The organism is Streptomyces kaniharaensis (genome assembly GCF_009569385.1).
Classification (GTDB): Bacteria; Actinomycetota; Actinomycetes; order Streptomycetales; family Streptomycetaceae; genus Kitasatospora; species Kitasatospora kaniharaensis.
On record NZ_WBOF01000001.1, the window covers coordinates 2,126,030 to 2,146,744 of the forward strand.

Annotated in this window: 18 protein-coding genes; 6 read left to right on the top strand and 12 right to left on the bottom strand. The window is 72.6% G+C overall.

Annotated elements, in window-relative coordinates:
- Window positions 1–28 precede the first annotated feature (28 nt).
- Both purE and F7Q99_RS09610 read right to left on the bottom strand, forming a co-directional pair.
- Complete coding sequence (purE, locus tag F7Q99_RS09605) at window positions 29–553, bottom strand: 5-(carboxyamino)imidazole ribonucleotide mutase (protein WP_153460882.1); 525 nt, start codon at window positions 551–553, stop codon at window positions 29–31.
- The gene (locus tag F7Q99_RS09610) at window positions 550–1,668 is read right to left on the bottom strand and encodes a 5-(carboxyamino)imidazole ribonucleotide synthase (protein WP_230210539.1); all 1,119 of its coding nucleotides are present in this window, start codon (window positions 1,666–1,668) and stop codon (window positions 550–552) included. Before F7Q99_RS09610 ends, purE begins: the two co-directional genes overlap by 4 nt.
- Window positions 1,669–1,947: 279 nt before the next feature.
- On the opposite strand from F7Q99_RS09610, the gene F7Q99_RS09615 reads away from it, so the two are divergent.
- Together F7Q99_RS09615 and F7Q99_RS09620 are read left to right on the top strand one after the other, a co-directional pair.
- Window positions 1,948–2,499: a GtrA family protein gene (locus F7Q99_RS09615; protein ID WP_153460884.1), complete on the top strand. Its 552-nt coding sequence runs from the start codon at window positions 1,948–1,950 to the stop codon at window positions 2,497–2,499.
- Window positions 2,500–2,657: 158 nt separating this feature from the next.
- Window positions 2,658–3,350: an ester cyclase gene (locus F7Q99_RS09620; RefSeq protein ID WP_153460885.1), complete on the top strand. Its 693-nt coding sequence runs from the start codon at window positions 2,658–2,660 to the stop codon at window positions 3,348–3,350.
- Between the two features lie 36 nt (window positions 3,351–3,386).
- Here the strand turns inward: F7Q99_RS09620 and F7Q99_RS09625 are convergent, their stop codons facing one another.
- Window positions 3,387–4,634 carry an ATP-binding protein gene (locus F7Q99_RS09625; protein ID WP_326847187.1) on the bottom strand — a complete coding sequence of 416 codons (1,248 nt, stop codon included), beginning with the start codon at window positions 4,632–4,634 and terminating at the stop codon, window positions 3,387–3,389.
- Between the two features lie 63 nt (window positions 4,635–4,697).
- Complete coding sequence (locus F7Q99_RS09630) at window positions 4,698–5,372, bottom strand: response regulator transcription factor (RefSeq protein ID WP_030290974.1); 675 nt, start codon at window positions 5,370–5,372, stop codon at window positions 4,698–4,700.
- Window positions 5,373–5,701: 329 nt separating this feature from the next.
- Between F7Q99_RS09630 and F7Q99_RS09635 the strand changes: the two genes are divergently transcribed.
- Window positions 5,702–7,210, top strand: coding sequence for a peptide MFS transporter (locus F7Q99_RS09635; RefSeq protein ID WP_153460886.1), 1,509 nt, complete (start codon window positions 5,702–5,704; stop codon window positions 7,208–7,210).
- A gap of 113 nt (window positions 7,211–7,323) precedes the next feature.
- Window positions 7,324–9,438, top strand: a complete 2,115-nt coding sequence (locus F7Q99_RS09640) for a S9 family peptidase (protein ID WP_153460887.1) — start codon at window positions 7,324–7,326, stop codon at window positions 9,436–9,438.
- Between the two features lie 73 nt (window positions 9,439–9,511).
- On the opposite strand, the gene hutI is transcribed toward F7Q99_RS09640, so the two are convergent.
- The 6 genes from hutI to F7Q99_RS09670 all read right to left on the bottom strand — a co-directional run bounded on the left by hutI (window position 9,512) and on the right by F7Q99_RS09670 (window position 16,388).
- Window positions 9,512–10,687, bottom strand: coding sequence for an imidazolonepropionase (gene hutI / locus F7Q99_RS09645; RefSeq protein ID WP_153460888.1), 1,176 nt, complete (start codon window positions 10,685–10,687; stop codon window positions 9,512–9,514).
- A gap of 35 nt (window positions 10,688–10,722) precedes the next feature.
- On the bottom strand, window positions 10,723–12,090 hold the full coding sequence (locus F7Q99_RS09650) for a formimidoylglutamate deiminase (RefSeq protein ID WP_326846472.1): 1,368 nt from the start codon (window positions 12,088–12,090) through the stop codon (window positions 10,723–10,725).
- Window positions 12,081–13,262: an allantoate amidohydrolase gene (locus F7Q99_RS09655; protein ID WP_153465999.1), complete on the bottom strand. Its 1,182-nt coding sequence runs from the start codon at window positions 13,260–13,262 to the stop codon at window positions 12,081–12,083. The genes F7Q99_RS09650 and F7Q99_RS09655 overlap by 10 nt, the downstream gene beginning before the upstream one ends.
- Window positions 13,263–13,273: 11 nt before the next feature.
- Window positions 13,274–14,944, bottom strand: a complete 1,671-nt coding sequence (hutU, locus tag F7Q99_RS09660) for a urocanate hydratase (protein WP_153460890.1) — start codon at window positions 14,942–14,944, stop codon at window positions 13,274–13,276.
- A 162-nt stretch (window positions 14,945–15,106) separates the two neighbouring features.
- The gene (locus F7Q99_RS09665; protein ID WP_153460891.1) at window positions 15,107–15,436 is read right to left on the bottom strand and encodes a hypothetical protein; all 330 of its coding nucleotides are present in this window, start codon (window positions 15,434–15,436) and stop codon (window positions 15,107–15,109) included.
- A gap of 79 nt (window positions 15,437–15,515) precedes the next feature.
- The gene (locus tag F7Q99_RS09670; protein WP_153460892.1) at window positions 15,516–16,388 is read right to left on the bottom strand and encodes a MurR/RpiR family transcriptional regulator; all 873 of its coding nucleotides are present in this window, start codon (window positions 16,386–16,388) and stop codon (window positions 15,516–15,518) included.
- Window positions 16,389–16,596: 208 nt separating this feature from the next.
- On the opposite strand from F7Q99_RS09670, the gene F7Q99_RS09675 reads away from it, so the two are divergent.
- Window positions 16,597–17,025 carry a hypothetical protein gene (locus F7Q99_RS09675; RefSeq protein WP_153460893.1) on the top strand — a complete coding sequence of 143 codons (429 nt, stop codon included), beginning with the start codon at window positions 16,597–16,599 and terminating at the stop codon, window positions 17,023–17,025.
- A gap of 25 nt (window positions 17,026–17,050) precedes the next feature.
- On the opposite strand, the gene hutH is transcribed toward F7Q99_RS09675, so the two are convergent.
- Window positions 17,051–18,628 (bottom strand): histidine ammonia-lyase, encoded by a 1,578-nt coding sequence (gene hutH, locus F7Q99_RS09680; protein ID WP_153460894.1) that lies wholly within the window; start codon window positions 18,626–18,628, stop codon window positions 17,051–17,053.
- Window positions 18,629–18,826: 198 nt separating this feature from the next.
- Here hutH and fdhD point away from each other — a divergent pair, with 198 nt between their 5' ends.
- The gene (gene fdhD, locus F7Q99_RS09685; protein WP_153460895.1) at window positions 18,827–19,675 is read left to right on the top strand and encodes a formate dehydrogenase accessory sulfurtransferase FdhD; all 849 of its coding nucleotides are present in this window, start codon (window positions 18,827–18,829) and stop codon (window positions 19,673–19,675) included.
- 22 nt (window positions 19,676–19,697) lie between these two features.
- On the opposite strand, the gene F7Q99_RS09690 is transcribed toward fdhD, so the two are convergent.
- Window positions 19,698–20,021, bottom strand: coding sequence for a hypothetical protein (locus tag F7Q99_RS09690; protein ID WP_153460896.1), 324 nt, complete (start codon window positions 20,019–20,021; stop codon window positions 19,698–19,700).
- Window positions 20,022–20,715 lie beyond the last annotated feature (694 nt).

A 20,715-nucleotide genomic window follows, 5' to 3' on the forward strand; every position in this document is an offset into this window, starting at 1 on the left:
CGAACCCCGCCGCGGGCCCCTCGACCGGCTACTTGCCGAAGCCGAAGGAGCCGGAGCCGGCCACCTTGGCGCGGAGCTTCCGGCCCTTCTCGGTGGCCTGGTTGTTCAGCTCGGTCTGGAAGTCGGTCATCCGCTCGGTGAGTTCGGGGTCGAACGCGGCCAGCATGCGCACGGCGAGCAGGCCCGCGTTGCGCGCGCCGGCCACCGAGACGGTCGCGACCGGCACCCCGGCCGGCATCTGGACGATCGACAGCAGGCTGTCCATGCCGTCCAGGTAGCGCAGCGGCACCGGCACGCCGATGACCGGCAGCGGGGTGACGGAGGCGAGCATGCCCGGCAGGTGGGCGGCGCCGCCAGCGCCCGCGATGATCGCCTTCAGGCCGCGCCGGTGCGCGTTCTCGCCGTACTCGACCATCTCGCGCGGCATCCGGTGGGCCGAGACGACGTCGACCTCGTAGGAGATCTCGAACTCGTCGAGGGCCTGCGCGGCGGCCTCCATGACGGGCCAGTCGGAGTCCGAGCCCATGACGATGCCGACAAGAGGAGAAGTCATTCGGTGATCGTTCCTCGCAGGTAGGCGGCCGCGTGACGGGCGCGCTCGCGGACGTCGTCGAGGTCGTCCCCGAAGACGTTGACGTGGCCGACCTTGCGGCCGGGCTTCACGTCCTTCCCGTACATGTGGATGCGCAGGCCCGGGTCGCGGGCCATGCAGTGCAGGAAGGCGTGGTACATGTCCGGGTAGTCGCCGCCGAGGACGTTGACCATCACCGTCCACCCGGCGCGCGGCCGGGGGTCGCCGAGCGGGAGGTCCAGCACGGCCCGCAGGTGGTTCTCGAACTGCGAGGTGACCGCGCCGTCCTGGGTCCAGTGCCCGGAGTTGTGCGGGCGCATGGCCAGCTCGTTGACCAGGATCCGGCCGTCCCGGGTCTGGAACAGCTCGACGGCGAGGTGGCCGGTGATGTCGAGCTCGCCGGCGATGCGCAGGGCGAGCTGCTGGGCCTCGTCGGAGAGGGCCGGGTCGAGGTCGGGGGCCGGGGCGATGACCTCGGCGCAGATGCCGTCCTCCTGGACGCTCTCCACGACCGGGTAGGCGACGGCCTGGCCGCTGGGCGAGCGGACCACGTTGGCGGCCAGCTCGCGGACGTAGTCGACCTTCTCCTCGGCCAGTACCGGGACGCCGGCCAGGAAGGGGGCCTGCGCCTCCTGCTCGTCCTTCACGACCCAGACGCCCTTGCCGTCGTAGCCGCCGCGGACGGTCTTCAGCACGACCGGGTATCCCGCGCCCTCGCCGGCGAACGCGGTGACGTCGGCCGGGTCGGCGACGATCCGGTGCCGGGGGCAGGGCGCGCCGATGGAGTCGAGCCTGGCCCGCATCACGCCCTTGTCCTGGGCGTTGACCAGCGCGTCCGGGCCGGGCCGGACGGCGATGCCGTCGGCCTGCAGGGCCCGCAGGTGCTCGGTCGGGACGTGCTCGTGGTCGAAGGTGATCACGTCGCAGTCGGCCGCGAAGCGGCGCAGCGTGTCGAGGTCGCGGTAGTCGCCGAGCACCACCTCGGAGACGACCTGTGCCGCAGAGTCCTGGGGCGTGTCGGCGAGGAGCTTGAACCTGACCCCGAGCGGGATACCCGCCTGGTGTGCCATGCGGGCCAACTGCCCGCCGCCGATCATGCCCACCACTGGAAAATTCGCGTTGCCCGGGGAAGTCACCCCGCCAGGATATCCGGGCCGGTCGGGCACTTTGGAGCCGCGGGTGGGCCGTGAGTAGTGGACGCGCGTAGATGTCAACTTGGGCCCTGGCGGCTGAGCCGTTCGGTGGAAACCGGTAGCCTGGACGGCCAGGTCCTGGTCTACGCAGTCCGATCATGTGCGTGCACGCAGGGCACAAGGGGCGGGCAACGTACCCCGCGCACCGCCCTTTCGACCGCAGGCACATGGAGGCAGCCCGGTATGGCGAAGTCCGCAGCTTCAAGCACCCCGCTGGCGCAGAAACTGCGCGGGCTCACGGGAGAAGCCGTGAAGTTCGGCATCGTCGGCCTGGGCGGCGTGGTGGTCAACTTCGTCGTGTTCTGGGTCTGCATCAACGGCCTGCATCTGGCCACGCTGCGCTCGAACATCGCCGCCACGCTGATCGCCATCGCCACCAACTACCTCGGCTACCGCTACTGGCTCTACCGGGACCGCGACGCCGCCTCCCGCAAGCGGGAGATCACGCTGTTCCTGGTGTTCAGCGGCATCGGCATGCTGATCGAGACCGGGCTGCTCGGCTTCTCGGTGTACGTGCTCGGCCTGGACTCGCACCTCGAGCAGGTCGCCGCCAAGGTCGTCGGCCTCGGGCTGGGCACGGTGTTCCGCTTCATCTCGTACCGCACCTGGGTGTTCAAGGCCCTGCCCGAGACCCCCGGGACTGGGGCGGCGGCTGCGGCCACCGGCGGCGAACTGGCCGCCCAGGCCGAGCTGATGCTGGCCGCCGAGGAGATCCGGTACGCCAAGGCCGAGTAGGGCCCGCACACCTCGACGCGGGGCCCGTGAGCACGTGCTCACGGGCCCCGCGCATTCCCCGAGTTGCCCGGCCCGCATCCCGGAAGGACAGTGGTTACCGGAGGCGGGCACGGCCGGCGAACGATCGAGGCCAGGGGGGTTTCCCAGGAGGGCTCGCCATGGCGTTCGTCCAGATCATCGACTGCAAGACCGACAAGCTCGACGACCTCAACCGGCTCATGGACACCTGGGCCGAGACGACCAAGGGCAAGCGAACCGCCTCTCACGCGGTGGTCGCCACCGACCGTGCCGACACCAAGCACGTGGTGGAGATCGTCGAATTCCCCTCCTACGAGGAGGCGATGAGGAACTCGAACCTGCCCGAGACGGACCGGATCTTCCGCGAGATGGTGGCGCTCTGCGACGCGCCGCCCACCTTCACCGATCTCGACGTGGTCCGCGACTCCCAGTTCAACAAGACCACCGCGAACCGGGTCTTCGACGAGATCGCCAAGGGCAACCTCGACGTGATCGACGAGTGCATGGCCGACGACTACCGCGACCACGACTTCGGCAGCGAGGGGGACGCTGTCGGCATAGCGGCGTTCCGGGACCGCTGCGGCGGCTACATGGGCGCCTTCGACTTCACCTTCTCGATCGAGAGCCAGATCTCCGAGGGCGACGAGGTCGCCACCCGGTGGACCTGGCACGCCACGCAGAAGGCCGACTTCATGGGCGTGCCGAACACCGGCAAGTCCGTCACCGGGCGCGGGACGACGACCTTCAAGTTCAAGGACGGGAAGATCAAGGAAGGCTGGTGGCAGTGGGACGTCATGGGCCTGATGCGCCAGCTCGGGGTGATGCCCGGCTGACGACCGGGCACCGGTGCCCAGTCCTCGCCCCGGCCGCTAGTCCTCGCCCTGGCTGCGGCCGAGGAAGAGGGCGAACACCGGTGGCTTCAGCGAGAGCAGTTCGAGCCGGCCGCCGTCCGCCTCCGCGAGGTCGCGGGCGACGGCCAGCCCGATCCCCGTCGAGTTGCGGCCGCTGACCGCGCGTTCGAAGACCCGGTTGCCCAGCTCCGGAGGCACCCCGGCGCCCTGGTCCTGCACCTCGACGACGACCGAGGTGCCGGAGGGCCGCACCCGCAGGGTGATCGCCCCGGCGCCGTGCATCAGCGAGTTCTCGATCAGGGTGGCGAGCACCTGGGCGACCGTGCCCGGGGTGCCGACCGCGACGACGCCGCGCAGGCCCTCCAGGGTGAGCACCCGGCCGGTCTCGCGCAGGGACGGGCCCCACTCCTCCACCTGCTGCTTGATGACCTCGTCCAGGTCGAAGGCGACCGCGGTGGGGCTGCGCGGGTCGCGCTGGGTGGTGAGCAGCCGCTGGACGACGTCGGTGAGCCGCTCGACCTGCTGGAGGGCGATGGTCGCCTCCTCCTTGACGGTCTCCGGGTCCTCGGCGAGGGCGGTGATCTCCTCCAGCCGCATGGACAGCGCGGTGAGCGGGGTGCGCAGCTGGTGCGAGGCGTCGGCGGCGAGCCGGCGTTCGGCGGTGAGCATCCGGGCGATCCGCTCGGCGCTGACGTCCAGCACCTCGGCGACCCGGTCGAGTTCGGGCACGCCGTAGCGGCGGTCGCGCGGGCGCGGGTCGCCGGAGCCGAGCCGTTCGGCGGTCTCGGCGAGGTCGGTGAGCGGGCGGGCGAGCCGCTTGGCCTGCCAGACGGCGAGGGCGACGGCGGCCTGGACGGCGAGCAACGCGACCACGCCGAGGAGCAGCAGCATGTTGGCGATCTCGTGGTCGACGCCCTCGCGGGACTGCTCGACGGTGACCGTCTCGCCGCTGTTGCCGTGCTCCACGGCCTTCAGCAGGTGGTTCCCGGCCGGGCGCTCACCGGCCGAGACGACCGCCTGGCCGGGGATCTGCACCTCGATGTAGCTGCCCTCGGTGACCTGGCTCTCGAAGGCCCGCCCGGTGACCCCCTCGTTGGCCGCGATCCGGTTCTCCACCAGCGCGAGCACCCGAACCGCGGCCGCGTCCACCCGGTCCTGGGCCGAGCTGACGATGGTGCGCTTCTCGACCAGGGCCAGCGGCACGCAGAACACCACGACCACCACCAGGACGACGCACAGCAGCGAGTTGATCATCCGGCGTTTCACGCTGCCGCTCCCCGTGGTGTTCCTCTTCATGGGCCGGGCTCCGGCCACGCTCCGCGTACGGGGCTAATTCTTCTCGAACCGGAAACCGACTCCGCGCACGGTGGCGATGTAGCGCGGGTTGGCGGCATCGTCGCCGAGCTTCTTGCGCAGCCAGGAGATGTGCATGTCGAGGGTCTTGGTCGAGGTCCACCAGGTGGTGTCCCAGACCTGCCGCATGATCTCCTCGCGGGTGACCACCCGGCCGGCGTCCCGGACGAGCACGCGCAGCAGCTCGAACTCCTTGGCGGAGAGGGTGAGCTCCTCCTCGCCGAGCCAGGCGCGGTGGGACTCGATGTCGATCTTCACGCCGTGCGCGCCGGTGGTGAGCTGGTCGACGTTGCCGCGCCGCAGCAGCGCCCGGACGCGGGCGAGCAGCTCGGCCAGGCGGAACGGCTTGGTGACGTAGTCGTCGGCGCCGGCGTCGAGGCCGACGACGGTGTCCACCTCGTCGGCGCGGGCGGTGAGCACCAGGACGGGGCAGCTCTTGCCGTCGGCGCGCAGTCGGCGGCAGACCTCCAGGCCGTCCATCTCGGGCAGGCCGAGGTCGAGGACGACGAGGTCGACCTCCTCGGTCAGGCCGGCGGCGAGCGCGGTGGGGCCGTCCTCGCGGACGAGCACCTCGTAGCCCTCGCGGCGCAGGGCCCGGGCCAGCGGTTCGGAGATCGCCGGATCGTCCTCGGCGAGCAGCACACAGGTCATGTGGTGATGGTAGTCCGCCGGGGTATGGCCGATCGCCCTGTGAAGTAGTTCACAGAGCGTGATCGTTATATAAGGCTTTGCGTCCGCTCAACGAACAGCTGCCGACCGGCTGTTTGCTGAAGATTCCGCCTTTGGATCTTGCAACCGAAGGAAGAGATGGGCATTTACCATGGATCAATCAGGTCGATCTTCTGCGATCTTGATCATTCCCCCACCTGATTCATGGTTTTTGTCATCTGATAACGCCCAATATCGCCACGTAGAGTGTTTCCGTCCACGTCCGCCGCCACCCCCTCAGGCGGACGCTGTCAGGCAAGGAACCCCTACTCATGGCGTCTACGACCCTGGACTCCGGCCTCAAGTCGGCCTCCCCCAGCGGCAAGACCTTCCTCGGTCACCCCCGAGGCCTCGCCACTCTCTTCATGAGCGAGATGTGGGAGCGCTTCAGCTACTACGGCATGCGTGCCCTGCTGGTGCTCTACATGACCGCCTCCATCGCGGACGGCGGCCTCGGCATGAAGACGGCCGTTGCCGCCGCCGTGTACAGCGTGTACACGGCGATGGTCTACCTGCTGGCCCTCCCGGGCGGGTGGATCGCCGACCGATTCCTCGGCGCTCGCAAGACCGTCGCGGTCGGCGGCACGATCATCATGATCGGCCACTTCCTGCTGGCCGTTCCGTTCAGCGCCTCGTTCTTCGTCGGCCTCGCGTTCATCGCGGTCGGCTCGGGCCTGCTGAAGGCCAACATCTCCACGATGGTCGGCCACCTCTACGACGGCCCCAACGACCCGCGCCGCGACGGTGGCTTCACCGTCTTCTACATGGGCATCAACCTCGGTGCCTTCGCGGCCCCGCTGGTCATCGGCACCGTCGGCCAGAGCGTCAACTGGCACCTCGGCTTCGCCCTGGCCGGCCTCGGCATGGCGCTCGGCCTGCTCCAGTTCCTGCTGGGCACCCGCCACCTGAGCCCGAAGAGCGACGTCGTCACCTCGCCGATCAGCCCGGCCGAGAAGCGCTCGGTCTTCATGAAGGCCGGCATCTGGCTGGGCGTCGCGGCGGTCATCTACGCCGCGCTGGCGCTGAGCGGCTCCTTCACCATCGACTGGGTGCTCTGGCCGCTGTCCATCGCGGGCATCGCCATCCCGGTGATCGTCTTCGCCAAGGTGAAGCGCGACAAGGACCTCGACTCCGCCGAGCAGTCCAAGATGAGCGGCTACATCTGGTTCTTCGTCGCCGCCGCCGTGTTCTGGATGATCTACGACCAGTCCGGCTCGACGCTGAGCATCTTCGCCGACGAGCACACCGCGTCCACGCTGCTCGGGGTCGACTTCCCGTCCAGCTGGTTCCAGTCGCTCAACCCGCTGTTCATCATGGCGCTGGCCCCGGTCTTCGCCTGGTTCTGGGTCGCCCTGGCCCGCCGGTCGAAGAACCCCAGCACCACCATGAAGTTCGCCTTCGGTCTGCTGATGATCGGCGCCTCCTTCATCGTCATGATGCTGGCGATGGCCGCCGCCTCGGGCGACACCAAGGTCACCCCGCTGTGGCTGACCATGGTCTACCTGGTCCAGACCATCGGTGAGCTCACCCTCTCCCCGGTCGGCCTGTCCGTCACCACCAAGCTGGCGCCCACCAAGTACGCCAGCCAGATGATGGGCGTCTGGTTCCTCGCCGTCACCGCGGGCGACTGCGTCGCCGCCATCTTCCAGCTCGTGCTGGGCGACGACGTGGTCGGCAGCACCTGGTACTTCGCGGTCCAGGGCGTGATGGCCCTCATCGCGGGTGTGGGTCTGGCGATGTACCGCAAGAAGGTCGTCGCGCTCATGGGCGACGTCCACTGACGCAGGCCTCCTGCGCGACACCGCCTCCGGGGCCGGTGCGGATTCCTGAGATCCGCACCGGCCCCGGTCGTTCTTCCCGGCGTGGCCCGCCAACGCCGTGCGAAGGTGACGGGATGCCGACCGACACCCTGCCCCGCCAGCTCGCCCGCACCCGGCGCTTCGCCCTGGGCACCCCCGCCCACCCGGCCGTCACCGCCGACGGCGGCACCGTCCTGTTCCTGCGCAGCCGGGGCGGCACCGACCCGCTCACCTGTCTGTGGGAGCTCGACACCGCCACCGGCGCGGAACGGCTGCTCGTCGACCCGTCCACCCTCGCCGCCGACACCGAGCTCCCCGAGGTCGAACGCGTCCGCCGTGAACGCGCCCGGGTCGCCGCCACCGGCATCACCGCGTACGGCACCGACGCCACCGGCCGGCTCGCCGTCTTCGCCCTCGGCGGCGGACTCTGGCTCGCCGACACCACCGACGGCACCGTCCGCCGGATCCCCACCGCCACCGAGGTGTACGACCCGCGCCTCGACCCGGCCGGCCACCGGATCGCCTACGTCGGCGGCGGCGCCCTCCGCGTGGTCGGGGCCGACGGCAGCGGCGACCGGGCGCTCGCCGAACCCGAGGCCGGGGACGTGACGTACGGCGTCGCCGACCACGTCGCCGGCGAGTCGATGCACCGCAGCCGCGCCCACTGGTGGTCACCGGACGGCACCGCACTGCTCGTCGCCCGCGTCGACAACCGCCCGGTCGCCCGCCTCTACCTCGCCGACCCGGCCGATCCGCAGCGGCGGCCGCGCGTCGTCCGGTACCCGTCGGCCGGCACCGCCAACGCCGACGTGTCGCTCTGGCTGCTGGGCCTGGACACTGATCACACCGGGAATGGGGGCCGCACCGAAGTCCGCTGGGACCGGGCCGGCTTCGAGTACCTCACCGCCGCCGGCTGGGACGGCCACGGCCCGTACGCCGCCGTGCAGACCCGCGACCAGCGCACCGTCCGCACCCTGGCGATCGAGCCCGACGGCAGCACCCGGCTGCTCGCCGAGCGGCGCGACGAGCACTGGGTCGAACTCGTCCCCGGCCTGCCGGTGCGCACCGCCTCCGGCGCCCTCGTCGACTCCGCCGACCACGGCGACACCCGGCACCTCACCGTCGACGGCAAGCCCGTCACCCCCGCCGGCCTCCAGCTGCGCGAGGTGCTCGGGACGGAGGGCGGGCAGGTGCTGTTCACCGCCCTCGACGACCCCACCGAGACCCACCTCTGGCTGTACGAACCCGACCTCGGCATACGGAGGCTGAGCGACGGCCCAGGCGTCCACACCGGTGTTCGGCACGGCGGCACGCTGGTCCTCACCACCCGCTCCGAGCGCTTCCCGGCCGGCCGGACCACCGTCCACCGCGACGGCGCCCCGGCGCTCCCGCTGACCTCGCACGCCCAGCCGCCCGTCCTGACCGCGCGCCCCGAACTGCTCCGCCTCGGCCCGCGAGAACTGCGCGCCGCGCTCTTCCTCCCCGCCGGACACCGCCCCGAGGACGGCCCGCTGCCCGTCCTGCTCGACCCGTACGGCGGGCCCGCGATGAACATCGTCACCACCGGCGGCGGCTGGTGGGACCTGGTCTCGCAGTGGTTCGCCGACCAGGGCTTCGCCGTGCTCGTCATCGACGGCCGCGGCACGCCGGGGCGCGGTCCCCGCTGGGACAAGACGATCTTCGCGGACCGGGCCACCCCCGCCCTGGAGGACCAGGTCGAGGGCCTCCACGAGCTCGCCCGGCTGCGGCCCGGGCTGCTCGACCTCGGCCGGGTCGGCATCCGCGGCTGGTCCTACGGCGGCTACCTCGCCGCGCTCGCCGTCCTACGGCGCCCGGACCTCTTCCACGCCGCCTCCGCCGGGGGCGCCCCCACCGACCAGCGGCTCTACGACACCCACTGGGTGGAGCGCTTCCTCGGCCACCCCGACGAGCACCCCGAGCGCTACGAGATCAGCTCGCTGATCGCCGACGCACCGAACCTGCGCCGCCCGCTGCTGCTGATCCACGGCCTGGCCGACGACAACGTGTTCCCCGTCCACGTCCTGCGGCTCTCCAGCGCCCTCCTCGCCGCCGGCCGCCCCCACGAGGTCCTCCCGCTCAGCAACACCGGCCACTCCCCCACCGACGAGACGGTGGCCGAGAACCTGCTGCTGCACGAACTGTCCTTCCTGAAGCGCTCCTTGGGCATCGGACAGCCGGGCATCGGATAGCCGCGGCATCGGATCGACGAAGGCCCCCGCGCCCGCCACCCCGGGGGCGCGGGGGCCTCCCGCCGTCCGGGTCTCAGACTTCCCGGACGCCTGCCCGCCAGACGGCCGCGGTGAGCGGCACACCCGGGCGGTACGCGAGGTGCACGTGTGAGGGCGCGTCCAACAGCAGCAGGTCCGCGCGCGAGCCGACCGCGATCGTGCCCACGTCGCTGCGCCGCAGGGCGTGGGCGCCGCCCGCCGTCGCCGCCCAGACCGCCTCGTCCGGCGTCATGCCCATCTCCCGCACCGCCACCGCGATGCAGAACGCCATCGAACTGGTGAAGCTGGAGCCCGGGTTGCAGTCGGTGGACAGCGCCACCACCGCGCCCGCGTCCAGCAGCCGACGGCCGCTCGGGTACTCGGCGCGGGTGGAGAACTCCGCCCCCGGCAGCAGGGTCGCGACCGTCGCCGAACCCGCCAGCGCCGCCACGTCCTCGTCCGTCAGGTGGGTGCAATGGTCCGCCGAGGCGGCCCCCAGCTCGACGGCGAGCTGCACGCCCGGCCCGTACGTGAGCTGGTTGGCGTGCACCCGGGGGGTGAGGCCGCGCTCGATGCCCGCCGTCAGGACGGCCCGCGCCTGGTCGCCGTCGAAGGCGCCCTTCTCGCAGAACACGTCCACCCAACGGGCGTGCGGAGCGCAGGCGTCCAGCATCTCGCCGGTGACCAGGTCGACGTAGCCAGCCGGGTCCTCGGCGTACTCGGGGGCCACGATGTGCGCCCCCAGGTAGGTGGTCTCCGGGGTGTGCTTCGCGGCGATCCGCAGCGCCCGGGCCTCGTCGGCCACGGTCAGCCCGTAGCCGGACTTGCACTCGATGGTGGTGGTGCCCTGGCGCAGCGCCTCCCGGACGAACCCGGCCAGGTTCGCGTCCAGTTCGGCGTCGCTCGCGGCCCGGGTGGCGGCCACCGTGGTCCGGATCCCGCCGGCGGTGTACGACTGGCCGGACATCCGGGCGTTGAACTCGGCGGTGCGGTCCCCCGCGAACACCAGGTGGGCGTGCGAGTCGACGAAGCCGGGCAGCAGCGCCCGGCCCTCGGCGTCGACGCGCTCGTCCGCCGCCGGGGCCTGGGCGGCCGGGCCGACCCAGGCGACGCGGTCGCCGTCGATCACCACGGCCGCGTCGGTCAGCAGGCCGAGCGGGCCGGTGCCCTGCCCGGGGTCGTTGGTGACCAGGCTGCCGATGCCCGTGATCAAGGTGGTCCTGGTACTCAAGACAACGCCTTCCGAAGGGAGTTGGACAAGAACGTTCAGCAGTCCAGCGCGCCGATCGCGGAGCGCAGCGCCCCCGGCACGTCGGCCACCAGCTGGTGCACGCCGTCCCGGACGACGTGCCGCCCGCCGACCACGACGTGCCGCACGTCCGCCGCCGAGGCCGCGAAGACCGCGATCTCGGCGCCGAGCCGGGGCGGCGGCCCGGCGGTGCGCACCGAGTCGAGGGCGATCACGGTGAAGTCGGCGAGCGCGCCGGCCTCGATCCGCCCGGCCTCCGGCCAGCCGAGCGAGGCATGCCCGTCCTCGGTGCCGGCCCGCAGCAGAGCGTTCGCCGTCCAGTGCCCGCGGGTGCGGGTGCGCAGCCGCTCGTCCAGCTCCAGCGCGCGCGCCTCCTCGAACGGGTCGATGATCGCGTGGCTGTCGCTGCCGAGGGTGACCGGGCAGCCGGCCGAGGCGAGCCGGCGGGCCGGGCCGATGCCGTCCGCGAGGTCCCGCTCGGTGGTGGGGCACATGCAGATGGTGGTGGAGCTGTCGGTGAGGAGCTTGACGTCCTCGTCGGTGAGGTGGGTGGCGTGGACGGCCGAGGTGCGCGGCCCGAGCGCGCCGTGGTCGGCGAGCAGCCGGGTCGGGGTGACGCCGTGTGCGGTGAGGCACGCGTCGTTCTCGGCGGTCTGCTCGGACAGGTGGACGTGCAGCGGCGCCTTGCGCATGGCGGCCCAGTGGGCGACGGTGCCGAGCTGCTCGGCGGGGACGGCCCGCACCGAGTGGATTGCGGCGCCGATCCGGGCGTGTTCGCGCGGCTTGAGCGCGTCGGCCCGCTCGGCCCAGGCGTCGGCGTCGCCGTCGCTGAAGCGCAGCTGCGGCCGGGTCGGTTCGGCGCCGAAGCCGGAGGACAGGTAGCAGGTGTCGAGCAGGGTGATCCGGATGCCGGCCCGGGCGGCGGCCTCGATCAGCGCCTCGCCCATCGCGTTGGGGTCGCCGTAGCGGGCGCCGCCAGGCGCGTGGTGCAGGTAGTGGAACTCGCCGACGGCGGTGATCCCGGCGAGCGCCATCTCGGCGTAGACGGCGGTGGCGAGTTCCAGGTAGCCGTCCGGGTCGAGCGCGCCGGCGAACCGGTACATGGTGTCGCGCCAGGTCCAGAACGTCCCGGAGCCGACCTGGACGTGCCCGCGCAGCGCCCGGTGGAAGGCGTGCGAGTGGGCGTTGGCCTGGCCGGGCACCAGCAGTCCGTCGAGGCGGACGGCGTCGGGCGGGCAGGGTCCGCTGTCCGGCTCCACCTGGGCGATCTTCCCGTCGGGGCCGGTGGTGATCAGCACGTCCTGCTCGACCACCGGCCCGTTGGGGTGCGGCAGCCATGCGTACTGCGCCCAGTAGGCCACGGAGGTCGATGAGGTCACTGACACGCCAGGTCCTCCAGTACGTCGGCCAGGGCGGCGACCCCGGCGAGGCAGTCGGCCTCCTCGGCGTGTTCGGCCGGGGAGTGGGAGACACCGCTCGGGTTTCGTACGAACAGCATGGCGGTCGGGATCGCGGACGCCAGGATCCCGGCGTCGTGTCCCGCGCCGGTGGGCAGCACCGGGGCGGCCAGCAGCTTGGCGAGGCGGTCGCGCAGCGGGCCGTCGAAGTCCACCACCGGGGTGTAGGACTCGCGGGTCAGCTCGACCCGGACGCCGTCGCGCTCGCCGCGCTCGGCGGCGGCCCGCTCGATCTCGGCGACCAGCTCGGTGAGGGTGCGCTCGTCGGCGGCCCGGGAGTCCAGCCAGCCACGGACCAGCGAGGCGATCGCGTTGGTGCCGTTGGGCTCGACCGCGACCTTGCCGAAGGTGGCCAGCGCGCCCGCCAGCTTCGCCTTCTTCCGCGCGGAGAGCACGGTATTGGCGTAGGTGAGCATCGGGTCGCGGCGGTCCTCGATCCGCGTGGTGCCGGCGTGGTTGGCCTCGCCGTGGAAGTCGAACCGCCAGCGGCCGTGCGGCCAGATCGCGCTGGCCACGCCGACCGGCTGGTCCTCGGCGAGGTACCGGCCCTGCTCGACGTGGAGTTCGACGAAGGCGCCGATCCGGGCCAGCCGGTCGCCGTCCGCGCCGATCGCGGTCGGGTCGTAGCCGGCCCGCTCCATCGCGTCGGGCAGCCGGACGCCGTCGGCGTCGCGCAGCTCGTACGCGGCCTCGCGGCTGAGCACCCCGGCGCTGAGCCGGGAGCCGATGCAGGCCACGCCGAACCGGGCGCCCTCCTCGTCACCGAAGTTGACGATCGCCAGCGGCCGGGTGAACTCCACTCCCCTCAGGCGGAGTTCGTCCAGCGCGGCGAAGGAGGACACCACGCCGAGCGGGCCGTCGAAGGCGCCGCCGTCGGGGACGGAGTCCAGGTGCGAGCCGGTGACGACGGCGCCGCCGGCGTTCGGATCGCCCAGCCAGGCCCACTGGTTGCCGTTGCGGTCCAGCTCGTAGGTCAGGCCGCGGTTGCGGGCCTGCTGCTCGAACCAGGCCCGGCACTCGGCGTCGGCGGAGTTCCAGGCGAAGCGGCGGTAGCCGCCGGAGGAGGCGGAGCGGCCCACGGGGAGCAGCTCCGCCCACATCTGGTGAAAGCTCACAGCTCACCCATCGGGACGCGAACCCCGCGCTCGGCGGCGACCTCGGTGGCCCGGTCGTAGCCGGCGTCCACGTGGCGGATGACGCCCATGCCCGGGTCGTTGGTGAGCACCCGGCGGATCTTCTCGCCGGCCAGCGCGGTGCCGTCGGCGACGGTGACCTGCCCGGCGTGGATCGAGCGGCCGATGCCGACGCCGCCGCCGTGGTGGATGGAGACCCAGGACGCACCGGAGGCGACGTTGACCATGGCGTTGAGCAGCGGCCAGTCGGCGATCGCGTCCGAGCCGTCCAGCATCGCCTCGGTCTCCCGGTAGGGGGAGGCGACCGAGCCGCAGTCCAGGTGGTCGCGGCCGATGACGATCGGCGCGGACAGCTCGCCGGAGGCGACCATGTCGTTGAACCGCTCGCCGGCCTTGTCGCGCTCGCCGTAGCCGAGCCAGCAGATGCGCGCCGGGAGGCCCTGGAAGTGGACCTTCTCCTGGGCCATCTTGATCCAGCGGGCCAGCGACTCGTTCTCCGGGAAGAGGTCGAGGACGGCCTTGTCGGTCTTGTGGATGTCCTGCGGGTCGCCGGACAGGGCCGCCCAGCGGAACGGGCCCTTGCCCTCGCAGAACAGCGGGCGGATGTACGCGGGGACGAAGCCGGGGAAGGCGAACGCCCGGTCGTAGCCGGCCAGCTGGGCCTCGCCGCGGATCGAGTTGCCGTAGTCGAAGACCTCGGCGCCGCGGTCCTGGAAGCCGACCATCGCCTCGACGTGCCGGGCCATCGACTCGCGGGCCCGCTGGGTGAACTCGGCGGGCTTGGCCGCGGCCATGTCGGCCATGTCGTCGAAGGCGACGCCGACCGGCAGGTAGCTCAGCGGGTCGTGGGCGCTGGTCTGGTCGGTGACGATGTCGATCGGCGCGTCCATCGCGAGCAGCTGCGGGACGAGCTCGGCGGCGTTGCCGAGCACGCCGATGGAGAGCGGCTGCTTCTTGTCGCGGGCCGCGGTGGCGAGCTCCAGCGCGTGGGCGAGGTCCTTGGCCTCGACGTCCAGGTAGCGGTGCTCGATCCGGCGGGCGATCCGGGACGGGTCGCAGTCGATGCAGATCGCCACGCCGCCGTTCATGGTGACGGCCAGCGGCTGGGCGCCGCCCATCCCGCCGAGGCCGGCGGTGAGGGTGATGGTGCCCTCGAGGGTCCCGTTGAAGCGCTTGTTGGCGACGGCGGCGAAGGTCTCGTAGGTGCCCTGGAGGATGCCCTGGGTACCGATGTAGATCCACGAGCCGGCGGTCATCTGGCCGTACATGGTGAGCCCGAGACTCTCCAGCCTGCGGAACTCCTCCCAGTTGGCCCAGTCGCCGACCAGGTTGGAGTTGGCGATCAGCACGCGCGGCGCCCACTCGTGGGTCTGCATGACGCCGACCGGCCGGCCGGACTGGACCAGCATGGTCTCGTCCTGCTTGAGCCCCTGGAGGGTCTTCACCATGGCGTCGAAGGAGCGCCAGTCGCGCGCAGCCTTGCCGGTGCCGCCGTACACCACCAGCTTCGACGGGTGCTCGGCGACCTCGGGGTCGAGGTTGTTCATGAGCATCCGCAGGGCGGCCTCCTGCTGCCACCCCTGCGTCGTGAGTCCCGTCCCACGCGCCGCGCGCACCTCGCGCGGCCCGCTCGTCTGCTGCTGCACCATGTCCCGGCCTCCCTGCGGATGAATTCATTCAGGCTTGGTTCGACTGAATATATCCAAACATTCAGCCCGCGACCAGACCCGAAATCCATCGCAACAGCACCGGCGTGAACCGGCCACCGGGCACGCCGAAGCGCCCGCCCGGCAGGTGCCGGAACGGGGGCCTCAGGCGGCGGCGTCACCGTCCCAGTCGATGCCGATCTCGGCCAGCCAGCGGCGGTCGTCGGCGTCGGGTGAGGCGGGAGCGGCGGGCGCCGGCGGGCGCGGGATGTCCTGGACCGGGCCGAGGCCGTACTTCTCGGCGGCCGCGGCGGCCCGGCCGTCCGGTTCGATGACGCCGACGTGGACGGCGGACTCGTCGCCCGGGTCGAGGACGGTCAGTTCGGGATCGGGCAGGCGCCGCAGGGTGACGCGGCGTCCGCAGGCGGGGCAGGACCATTCGTCGGCGCCCGAGGCCAGCCGGGCGACGAACTTCATCTCGTGGATCACGCGCATGGGCGGCACCCCCTGCAGTAGGGGATGCCCGGGTTTGTGACGACTACTCCAAACCGCGCCCACTCCAGACTGTGTCCGGTTACTCCAGGAACAGGCCACGCGCGGCCGCCGAATGCTCGATGGCCTCCAACCTGGCCTCGGCACCCGGGAGTTCGTCGCACATGGTCTGCAGCAACACCCGACCGAGCATCATCGGCGCGCACGCCGTGTCGAAGACCAGCCCGGTGCCGACGGCCGCGGGCAGCATCAGGTCGGAGAGCTTGGCGACCGGCGCGAACGCGCTGTCGGCGACCGTCAGCACCGTCAACCCGCACTCCCGGGCCACCGCCAGAGCGTCCATCAGCTCCCGCGGGTAGCGCGGCAGCGCGAAGCAGAGCAGCGCGGTGGCGCCGGCCGCGGCGGCCTGCTCCAGCCGGTCGGCGAGCATGCTGCCGCCCTCGTCGAGCAGCCGGATGTCCGGGTGCACCTTGGCGGCGAAGTACGCGAAGCCGCGCGCCTGCGCGGAGGCGGCCCGCAGGCCGAGCACCGGCAGCGGGCGGGAGGCGGCGAGCAGCCGGGCCGCGCGGATGATCGGCTCGGGGTCGGCGAGCAGGTCGGCGAGGTGGCGCAGGTGCTCGATCTCGGCGAGCACGGCCTGCTGGTGCTCGTTGCGCACGGCGTCGTCCGGCGTCTCCGGGGCGGGCGGCTCGCCCGCGCCGAGCCTCTCGCGCAGCTGCCTGCGCAGCGCCGGGTAGCCGTCGTAACCGAGGGCCACCGCGAAGCGGGTGACGGACGGCTGGCTGACCCCCGCGAGTTCGGCGACCTCCACGCTGGACAGGAACGGCGCCTCGTTGGCGTGCCGGACCAGCGAGTGCGCGATCCGCCGCTGGGTCGGCGTCAGCCGGTGCCCCTCGAAGAGCTGGAGCAGCCGCGCGGAGGGACCGACCGTGCCGGTCTCATCGATGGCGGTCATCAGCGGTACCTCCGGATGCGAGCAACTCAGACGACGACTGTGCAGCAGCGCGCCGCACCTGGCAAAGACGTCTCGTACGGCGGGACGCCCGGTGAGACGTCCCGGTTGGCGGACAGGCTCGGGGTAACCCTGATTTGTCCCTGAGCCCGCCCGGATTACCCCCGCGAACGGATGGACCCGGCCCCGTCGCGGGCCCACGCTGGTGCCCATGGACACTCGCCAGGACGAACTGCGGCGCGACCTCGACGCCACCCTGCAGGCCCGCAAGGAACTCGGCAAGGAGTACGAGTCGGAGCTGGTCGACTCGTTCCTGACCCGGCTCGAGTCCCGCCTGGACGCCCGGCTGGACAGCAGGGTCGCGCACCGGGTGGCCGAGCACCTCGACGAGTACGAGCCCGCCCGCCGGCACCGTCCGCGCCGCTCCGGCTGGTCCGGCCGCCCGGGTTCGCGGCTAGCCGTGATCTCGCTGGCGCTCGGCATCCCGCTCACCGCGATCGCCAGCAGCCCCGAGAGCGGCGGGCTGGTCGGCCTGTTCGCCTGCTGGGCGGGCATCGTCGGGGTCAACTTCGCCGCCGCGTTCGGCGACCGCCGGGACCGCGAGGACCGCCCGGACCGGTCGCGGGGCGACTGGGACTGAGCCCGGCCGCCCCGCACCCGGCCGGTCAGGCCAGCGGGCCGGTGACCTTCTCGACCGCCCGCACCAGCTCCCCGGAGGCGACCAGCGCGGCGGCGGCCTCCAGGTCCGGCGACAGGAAGCGGTCGCGGCCGGCACCGCCGACCCCCGCCTCCCGGGCCACGGCCAGCGCGGCGGCGGTGGCCGGAGCGATCCGGCCGGCCGCGTCCGCCTGCTGACGGATCTCCAGCGCGCGGGCGGCGGCGGTGAGCTCGACGGCCAGGATCCGACCCAGGTTCTCGACCGCCTGGCGCAGCTTGCGGGCGGCCGACCAGCCCATCGACACGTGGTCCTCCTGCATCGCGGAGGACGGGATCGAGTCGACCGACGCCGGGACGGCGAGCCGCTTGTTCTCGCTGACCAGCGCCGCCTGGGTGTACTGGGCGATCATCAGACCGGAGTCCACGCCCGGGTCGTCGGCCAGGAAGGCCGGCAGGCCGTGCGAACGGGCCTTGTCCAGCAGCCGGTCGGTGCGCCGCTCGGAGATCGAGCCGAGGTCGGCGGCCGCGATGGCGAGGAAGTCCAGCACGTACGCCACCGGCGCACCGTGGAAGTTGCCGTTGGACTCCACCCGGCCGTCCGGCAGCACCACCGGGTTGTCCACCGAGGCGGCCAGCTCGCGCGAGGCGACCAGCCGGGCGTGCGCGACGGTGTCCCGGCCCGCGCCGGCCACCTGCGGGGCGCAGCGGATCGAGTAGGCGTCCTGCACCCGCGGCGCGTCGTCCTGGTGGTGGCCGGTGAGGCCGGAGTCCTTGAGGACGGCCAGCATGTTGGCCGCGCTCAGCGCCTGGCCCGGGTGCGGGCGGATCGGGGCGTGCAGCTCGGGGGCGAGCACCTTGTCGGAGCCGAGCAGAGCCTCCAGGCTCATCGCGGCGGTGATGTCGGCGGTGGTGAACAGCCGCTGGAGGTCGGCGATGGCCATCACCAGCATGCCGAGCATGCCGTCGGTGCCGTTGATGAGGGCCAGGCCCTCCTTCTCCAGCAGCTCCACCGGCTCGATCCCGGCCGCGGCGAGCAGCTCGCCGGCGGGCTTCTCCACGCCGTCCGGGCCGGTGGCCACGCCCTCGCCCATCAGGACCAGCGCGCAGTGCGAGAGCGGCGCGAGGTCACCGGAGCAGCCGAGCGAACCGAACTCCCGGACCACCGGGGTGATGCCCGCGTTGAGCAGGGCGGCCATGGTCTCGGCGACCAGCGGGCGCACGCCGGTGCGGCCGGAGGCCAGCGTCTTCATCCGCAGGAACATCAGCGCCCGGACCACCTCGCGCTCCACGACCGGGCCCATCCCGGCCGCGTGCGAGCGCACCAGCGAGCGCTGGAGCTGCGCGCGCAGTTCGGGGCTGATGTGGCGGACGGCGAGCGCACCGAAACCGGTGGACACGCCGTAGACGGGACGCGGCTCGGCCGCGAGAGCATCGATCCGCGCCCGGGCCGCCGCCATCTCGGCGAGCGCGTCGGGACCGATCTCGACCCGGGCGTTACCCCGGGCAACGGCCAGCACGTCCTCGGCGCTGACGTCGGCCTTGCCGACCTGGACGAGGGACGCGTCGGGGGCCGCAGCACTGTGCATATCCATATACACCATCACATCAGGTGAATGAGAATATGACAACAGGTACTCGCCATTCGGATTCTCCGCCGCCCCACGCGGCGCCGCACTCCGGCCGCCACATGCGGGTGCGAGTCCGAGGATGGGGCCGGTGATGGCCATCGGTCCCGGCATGCCGCACGCTGGTGGGGCACGGATACGTACGGAGGTGGCGGGGCGATGACGCGGGCGACGGCGCGGCGGCGAGTGGTACGGCTGCGGGGAGACGGGCGCGGGGTGCGACCGGACGCGCTGGCGGCCGAGGAGCCGCTGGAGATCCGGGTCGGCGGCGAGCCGCTGACCGTCACCATGCGCACGCCCGGGCAGGACTTCGACCTGGTGGCCGGCTTCCTGGTCGGCGAGGGCCTCGTCCACGCCGCGGAGGAGCTGGCCGCCCTGCGGTACTGCGCCGGGACGGACGAGGCGGGCGCCAACACCTACAACGTCGTCGACGCCACCCTGCGCGGCGCGGCCCGCGCACTGCCGCTCTCCGCCCACCGCAACCTGCTCACCACCAGCGCCTGCGGCCTCTGCGGCCGGGACACCGTCGACGCGGTCCGCACCCACGTGCGGCACCCGGTCGCCGAGGACCCGCTCAGCGTCGAGCCGTCCCTGCTGTACGGCCTGCCGGACCGCCTACGCGCCGCCCAGCGCACCTTCGAGTCCACCGGCGGCCTGCACGCAGCCGGCCTGTTCGACGCGGCGACCGGCGAGCTGCTGTGCGCCCGCGAGGACGTCGGGCGGCACAACGCGGTGGACAAGGTGGTCGGCTGGGCGCTGCGCGAGGGCCGGCTGCCGCTGACCGGGCACGTCCTGCTGGTCAGCGGCCGGGCCTCGTTCGAGCTGACCCAGAAGGCCGCGCTGGCCGGGGTCCCGCTGCTCGCGGCCGTCTCGGCGCCCTCCTCGCTCGCGGTGGATCTGGCGGAGGAGCTGGGCCTGACACTGGTCGGCTTCCTGCGCGGGGAGAGCGCGAACGTCTACACCCGGCCGGACCGGATCGCCGAGCCCGCGCTCACTCGCGCCCCCTGAGCCGGGGCCCTGTCGCGCGCCCTCAAGTCCGCTTGCGGCGGCTGACCACGACCAGCACGACGATCAGTGCGGTGACCAGCAGCAGGATCATGAAGAACCCGAACACCCGGCCGACCGCCCAGCCGAACGCCCGCCCGACGACACTGCGCTTCTTCCGCTTGTAGCGCGACGACGCCACCTCGGTGACGTGGTGCGACCCGACCACCACGTGCGCCGGCACCGGCACCCCGGGCACCCCGGCGACCGTCCGCACCACCGGCACCGCCTGCGCCGGCCCGGCCATCGCCACCGCGCCCCCGAAGGCCAGCACCCCCGCGACCGCCACACTCACCAACCGTCTGCCCACGGCCCCATCCCTGTTCCTCGGCACGCCCCCGCCGCCCGCCACCATCCCACCGCCCCGGATCCGCCCGACACCCCCAACCCCACAACCGCGACCCACCCGCGACACCGCAGTCACCGAACCGGTACATCCGCGGACGGCCCGGGCAGGACGGCCGAGCCCCACGCCCCGTGTCGAGCAACTACGCGGACCGGTACCCGCTCACATCGCGGGCGGGGAGGCCGGGCCCGCCAGGGCCACGGCCACCAGGGCACGCATGGCGCCGGCGGCCTGACCCAACGGCAGGGTGGCGTCGTCGGCGAAGAGTTCCACGAGCCAACCACCCGCGGCGTTCTGGCCTCCGGCCGCGACCATGCCGCGGTAGCCGGAGACGAGCAGCATGGCTTCCTCGGCCGGGTCGTTGCCGGCGGCGCCGGCACGCAGGGCGAAGGCGCCACCGCGGACGGCACGGCGGGTCATGGGGTAGTGGCTGAGGTCGAAGACGGCGTCGGGGGCCTCGATCCGGGCGCGCTGGGTCTCCGCGCGGGTGCTGCTCGGGCCGCTGGTCATGCGGTAGACGGCGTGCTGGGCGGTGTGCATCAGCTGGGAGCCGGGCGGCACGTAGGAGACCCACCAGCCGACGGCATCGAGCAGCCGGGCGGCCGTCTCGGCGACGACGACGAGCTTGCCGAGGGTGTCGGCGGCGTGGACGGCCCGG

Bases quoted from the DNA above. Each gene is read 5' to 3' on its own strand.
- F7Q99_RS09670 (WP_153460892.1), bottom strand. From the start codon at position 16,388: ATGACCGCCATCGATGAGACCGGCACGGTCGGTCCCTCCGCGCGGCTG.
- F7Q99_RS09665 (WP_153460891.1), bottom strand. From the start codon at position 15,436: ATGCGCGTGATCCACGAGATGAAGTTCGTCGCCCGGCTGGCCTCGGGC.
- purE (WP_153460882.1), bottom strand. From the start codon at position 553: ATGACTTCTCCTCTTGTCGGCATCGTCATGGGCTCGGACTCCGACTGG.
- fdhD (WP_153460895.1), top strand. From the start codon at position 18,827: ATGACGCGGGCGACGGCGCGGCGGCGAGTGGTACGGCTGCGGGGAGAC.
- F7Q99_RS09635 (WP_153460886.1), top strand. From the start codon at position 5,702: ATGGCGTCTACGACCCTGGACTCCGGCCTCAAGTCGGCCTCCCCCAGC.
- F7Q99_RS09655 (WP_153465999.1), bottom strand. From the start codon at position 13,262: ATGTGGGCGGAGCTGCTCCCCGTGGGCCGCTCCGCCTCCTCCGGCGGC.
- F7Q99_RS09610 (WP_230210539.1), bottom strand. From the start codon at position 1,668: ATGATCGGCGGCGGGCAGTTGGCCCGCATGGCACACCAGGCGGGTATC.
- F7Q99_RS09620 (WP_153460885.1), top strand. From the start codon at position 2,658: ATGGCGTTCGTCCAGATCATCGACTGCAAGACCGACAAGCTCGACGAC.
- F7Q99_RS09630 (WP_030290974.1), bottom strand. From the start codon at position 5,372: ATGACCTGTGTGCTGCTCGCCGAGGACGATCCGGCGATCTCCGAACCG.
- F7Q99_RS09675 (WP_153460893.1), top strand. From the start codon at position 16,597: ATGGACACTCGCCAGGACGAACTGCGGCGCGACCTCGACGCCACCCTG.
- hutH (WP_153460894.1), bottom strand. From the start codon at position 18,628: ATGCACAGTGCTGCGGCCCCCGACGCGTCCCTCGTCCAGGTCGGCAAG.
- F7Q99_RS09640 (WP_153460887.1), top strand. From the start codon at position 7,324: ATGCCGACCGACACCCTGCCCCGCCAGCTCGCCCGCACCCGGCGCTTC.
- hutU (WP_153460890.1), bottom strand. From the start codon at position 14,944: ATGGTGCAGCAGCAGACGAGCGGGCCGCGCGAGGTGCGCGCGGCGCGT.
- F7Q99_RS09615 (WP_153460884.1), top strand. From the start codon at position 1,948: ATGGCGAAGTCCGCAGCTTCAAGCACCCCGCTGGCGCAGAAACTGCGC.